The 4,097-nt window shown below is 31.6% G+C and carries 5 protein-coding genes; 4 read left to right on the top strand and 1 reads right to left on the bottom strand.

Annotation, left to right across the window (positions count from 1 at the left end):
- Window positions 1-32: 32 nt before the first annotated feature.
- The 3 genes from V7056_RS15230 to V7056_RS15220 all read left to right on the top strand — a co-directional run bounded on the left by V7056_RS15230 (window position 33) and on the right by V7056_RS15220 (window position 2,103).
- On the top strand, window positions 33-515 hold the full coding sequence (locus V7056_RS15230; RefSeq protein ID WP_499703278.1) for a hypothetical protein: 483 nt from the start codon (window positions 33-35) through the stop codon (window positions 513-515).
- A complete protein-coding gene (locus V7056_RS15225) occupies window positions 512-1,045 on the top strand; it encodes a permease (protein ID WP_499703267.1) in 534 nt (177 codons plus the stop codon). Before V7056_RS15230 ends, V7056_RS15225 begins: the two co-directional genes overlap by 4 nt.
- Before the next feature lie 101 nt (window positions 1,046-1,146).
- Window positions 1,147-2,103 (top strand): nucleoside transporter C-terminal domain-containing protein, encoded by a 957-nt coding sequence (locus tag V7056_RS15220; protein WP_499703276.1) that lies wholly within the window; start codon window positions 1,147-1,149, stop codon window positions 2,101-2,103.
- A 104-nt stretch (window positions 2,104-2,207) separates the two neighbouring features.
- Here V7056_RS15220 and murI read toward each other — a convergent pair whose 3' ends face one another.
- The gene (murI, locus tag V7056_RS15215) at window positions 2,208-2,981 is read right to left on the bottom strand and encodes a glutamate racemase (RefSeq protein WP_499703265.1); all 774 of its coding nucleotides are present in this window, start codon (window positions 2,979-2,981) and stop codon (window positions 2,208-2,210) included.
- 620 nt (window positions 2,982-3,601) lie between these two features.
- On the opposite strand from murI, the gene V7056_RS15210 reads away from it, so the two are divergent.
- The coding region (locus V7056_RS15210) for an NUDIX hydrolase (protein WP_499703264.1) at window positions 3,602-4,097 on the top strand (496 nt) is incomplete at its 3' end.

Below are 4,097 nucleotides of genomic sequence, written 5' to 3'. Positions count from 1 at the left end.
AGAAAAATATCAGGTATGGAAGGAATCTAACCATGATTAATGGGATCATTCTGTACTCTATTGCTATTATTCTTATCAGTATTTCTTTTATAAAAGACAGAAATAAAACAAAAGATGCTTTAAAACAGTCATGGAAGTTGTTTCGTAATATTTTACCCGATATTTTATCTATCATGCTTTTCGTGGGACTTTCACTATCTTTACTAACACCATCTTTCATTTCATCAATTCTAGGAGAAAAATCTGGATTGATGGGAATTGTTTATTCTACAATCATTGGTTCGTTTGCACTAATTCCAAGTTTTATTGTATTTCCACTAGGGGATACATTAGTCGAAAATGGTGCAGGGCTGCCACAAGTTGCTGCTTTAATGTCGACAATGATGGCGGTCGGAGTGATTACGATCCCTATGGAACAAAAATTATTTGGTCGAGGCTTTGCATATACACGTAATGCTGCAGGAATCGTTATGTCACTTCTATTTGCATATATCATTTGGGTGGTGATGGGATGAATGCATTAAAGAGATATCGTTTCTTTTTCATTTTACTAATCGGTCTCGTTATTCTTACTTTTTTAAATCAAAGGCTAGGTTGGAAGGCACTTCATTTAACAGGAAACAGCATTATCAATATGATTTTTCTACTTCCTCCTGTCTTAGTATTTGTAAGTTTACTAGATAAATGGGTAGAAAAAGAAACATTGATAAAATATATGGGGAAAAAATCAGGTATATATGGAACCGTGTTCTCACTAGTTTTAGGCGTAATTGCAGCAGGTCCCCTTTACGTAGCTTTTCCAATGGCAATCCTTTTTTTACAAAAAGGAGCAAGCATTCGTTACATTGTGTTTTTCCTAGGGGTTTGGACAACTGCAAAAATACCTACTGCAATATATGAATTTACTTCATTTGGCGCTAAGTTTACACTGATTCATATTTGTTTTGGTCTCGTATTCTACTATATATTGGGTATAATCTATGAAAAGTTTTATGAAGGAAAAAATTTATTGAAATATGATTTGAATGAAGAAAGATCAATGTAGAGAAAAGTCTTTTACTTAATTGTACTACTTTGAAGAACAGCTATTTTATTTGTAAAATAGCTGTTTTTTTATTTTGACAGGCAGGATAGCTAAAAGATGAAATAGAAATACACATTGAATCAAATCGGGAAAACAGATTTCAATTATTACGATTCATTTTCATTATTACTTTCTTTGACATTTTATCATATTTCGGGATATTGACTTGGATTATAGATAAAGTTGGCTGGGTTATTTCAAAAATATCTGGATTACCAAAGCTAGAGAGCTTCTTTTCAATTCAAATGATGTTTCTTGGAAATACTGAGGCGTTAGCTGTGATCCGTCAACAATTAACCGTTTTAAAAGAAAATCGTTTGTTGACATTTGGAATTATGAGTATGAGTAGTATTAGTGGTTCAATTATCGGTGCTTATTTAACGATGGTACCTGCTACTTATGTATTTGCTGCGATCCCTTTAAATTGTTTAAATGCTTTATTAATCGCAAGTATGTTAAATCCAGTGGAAGTTAGTAAAGAAGAAGATGTCGTATACGTCCCTACGAAAGAAGAGAAAAAAGATTTCTTCTCAACGATCTCAAATAGTATGATTGTTGGTATGAATATGGTCATTGTTATATTAGCGATGGTAATTGGATATGTAGCCTTAACAACACTTCTTAATGGCTTCTTAGGTTTCTTTGTATCTGGATTAACAATCCAAAAGATCTTCTCGATTATTTTTAGTCCTTTCGCCTTCTTATTAGGACTTACTGGTCATGACGCTATGTATGTTGCACAATTGATGGGAATCAAGCTTGCTACTAACGAATTTGTTGCAATGATGGATTTAAAAGAAAACATCAATGATCTTGCTCCACATACAGTAGCAGTTGCTACTACGTTCCTAACATCTTTTGCAAATTTTAGTACTGTCGGAATGATTTATGGAACATTTAATTCAATATTAGGTGAAGATAAATCATCAAGTATTGGTAAAAATGTATGGAAGCTATTAGTTAGTGGTATTGGCGTTTCCATGCTTAGTGCCATGATTGTAGGATTATTTGTTTGGTAAAATAAAATTAATACAAAGAAGTAGTGATGATCACTACTTCTTTTTTTGTTTTTATATATTTCGCAATAACATTGCCTAAAAACAAAAAAGATAAGCTAAAAAGCTTATCTTTTAGTTTGAAGTAAGTTTAATGCGAACTTCATCTTTTCGATATAATCTTGATTATCATCTGAGCACATGAACTTAATCGTTGATTCACCAGAATCTTTCAATTGATTTGAAGGACTTAATAATTGAATTAGCCTTTTAACTGTACCCGCACTTCCATCAACTATATGTACATCTTCTGGTAGAATTTTCTTTAATATCTCTTTATAAAATGGATAATGTGTACATCCAAGTACAACAGTTCCGTATAAATTAATATCAAACGAAGCGAACTTACTTTTAAAATAATCAATCATTGTAGCATCTTCAAAATTCAATTCTTCACAGTAACGTACTAATTCTGGTAATGGTAATGAGTCAACAATGCTTTGATCATCAATTCTAGAAACTAATTCATGATATTTTGTTTGTTTTAATGTAAGTGGTGTTGCTAGAACTAATACTCTTTTACCTGTTGAACGATTCATCTCAATAGCTGGTTTTACAGCCGGTTCCATACCGATAATTGGGAAGTCATAATATGCTCTTAAATCCGAAACAGCAATACTAGTTGCTGTATTGCATGCAATGACAAGTGCTTTTACATCTTCTTTTACAATTCTTTCCACTGATTGTTTTACAAATGAACTAACTTCTTCCTTTGATTTCGTACCATAAGGAACATGAAGAGTATCTGCAAAATATAAAAATTCTTCATTGGGTAACTGATTCATTGCTTCGTTTAAAACAGTTAACCCACCCATTCCCGAGTCAAAAAATGCAATTTTCATTTTGTTCACCTAATAATTTTTATTTAATGTAGTCATCATTAAGCAGTCTATCATACCATTAAGTTTTCTTTTAGACTTACTTATAAAACTATCTAATAATAAATTAACCTAATTAAGCATGAAAGTAAATTTTTCAGAAAAATATTACATTCAATTTAACAGTTAGACATAGCTTTTTAATACTCCATATTCTTTTGAAGGCTCTTATCTAAAAGATCCTTACTTTTCAGATTATAAATATTAAAGACAAAAGTTGATTACAACGGAATGTGCGAGACTTGTGAGAGATGAGGCCTACAGGTCATTCATGCGATATGACAGGACGTCGTAGTTTTAGCATGCCTTCCACTTCTGCTCACGCCCCACTGAAAGGTAGTATCCTGGAGTTGTAATCAACTATCGCATTCTAAAATAGCAACAATATATACGAAAACAGCCATTATATAACAACTTATCATTCTTTTATCTACTTTTCTCTTTTTGATTCCATCCTATCCGATGGTGGTACTTCTATAAAAATAAAATAACTTGAATAGACCTTATATCATATTACAATCAGCATCAATTATTTATATAATAGTAATAGTTAACTAATTTAAAAAGTTAAGGTGGTAAGTACATTGCAAGTAGAGTCTCTAAAAATTTTTGATGAATTCGGTAACCATATTGGTGAAGCAACTCGAGACGAAGTTCATAAAAATGGATTTTGGCATGAAACATTTCATTGTTGGTTAATGAGTATTGAAAATGGCATTCCAATGATCTATTTTCAAAAAAGAAGTCAAACAAAAAAAGATTTTCCAAATTTACTAGACATCACTGCCGCAGGCCATCTATTAGCACATGAGACAGTTTCTGATGGAATTAGAGAAGTTCATGAGGAACTAGGCATTGAAGTCAATATAGAAGAAGTCATACCGCTTGGAATAGTTAAGAATTCTATAAACCTTCAAAATTTCCATGATCATGAACTTAGTCATGTTTTTTTACTTAGAAAGAATGAACCATTCACAAAATTTAATCTACAAAAAGAAGAAGTTTCTGGTATTGTTAAAGCAAATTTTAATGAATACTATGATTTTGCCTACGGATTAAGTGAATCAATAGCAGTTGAAG

Origin of the sequence: Bacillus sp. JJ664 (assembly GCF_036962205.1) — a bacterium.
In the GTDB taxonomy this organism is placed as follows: Bacteria; Bacillota; Bacilli; order Bacillales; family Bacillaceae_G; genus Gottfriedia.
The sequence above is the reverse complement of the archived record's forward strand: the minus strand, read 5'-3'. Positions and strand labels throughout refer to the sequence as shown.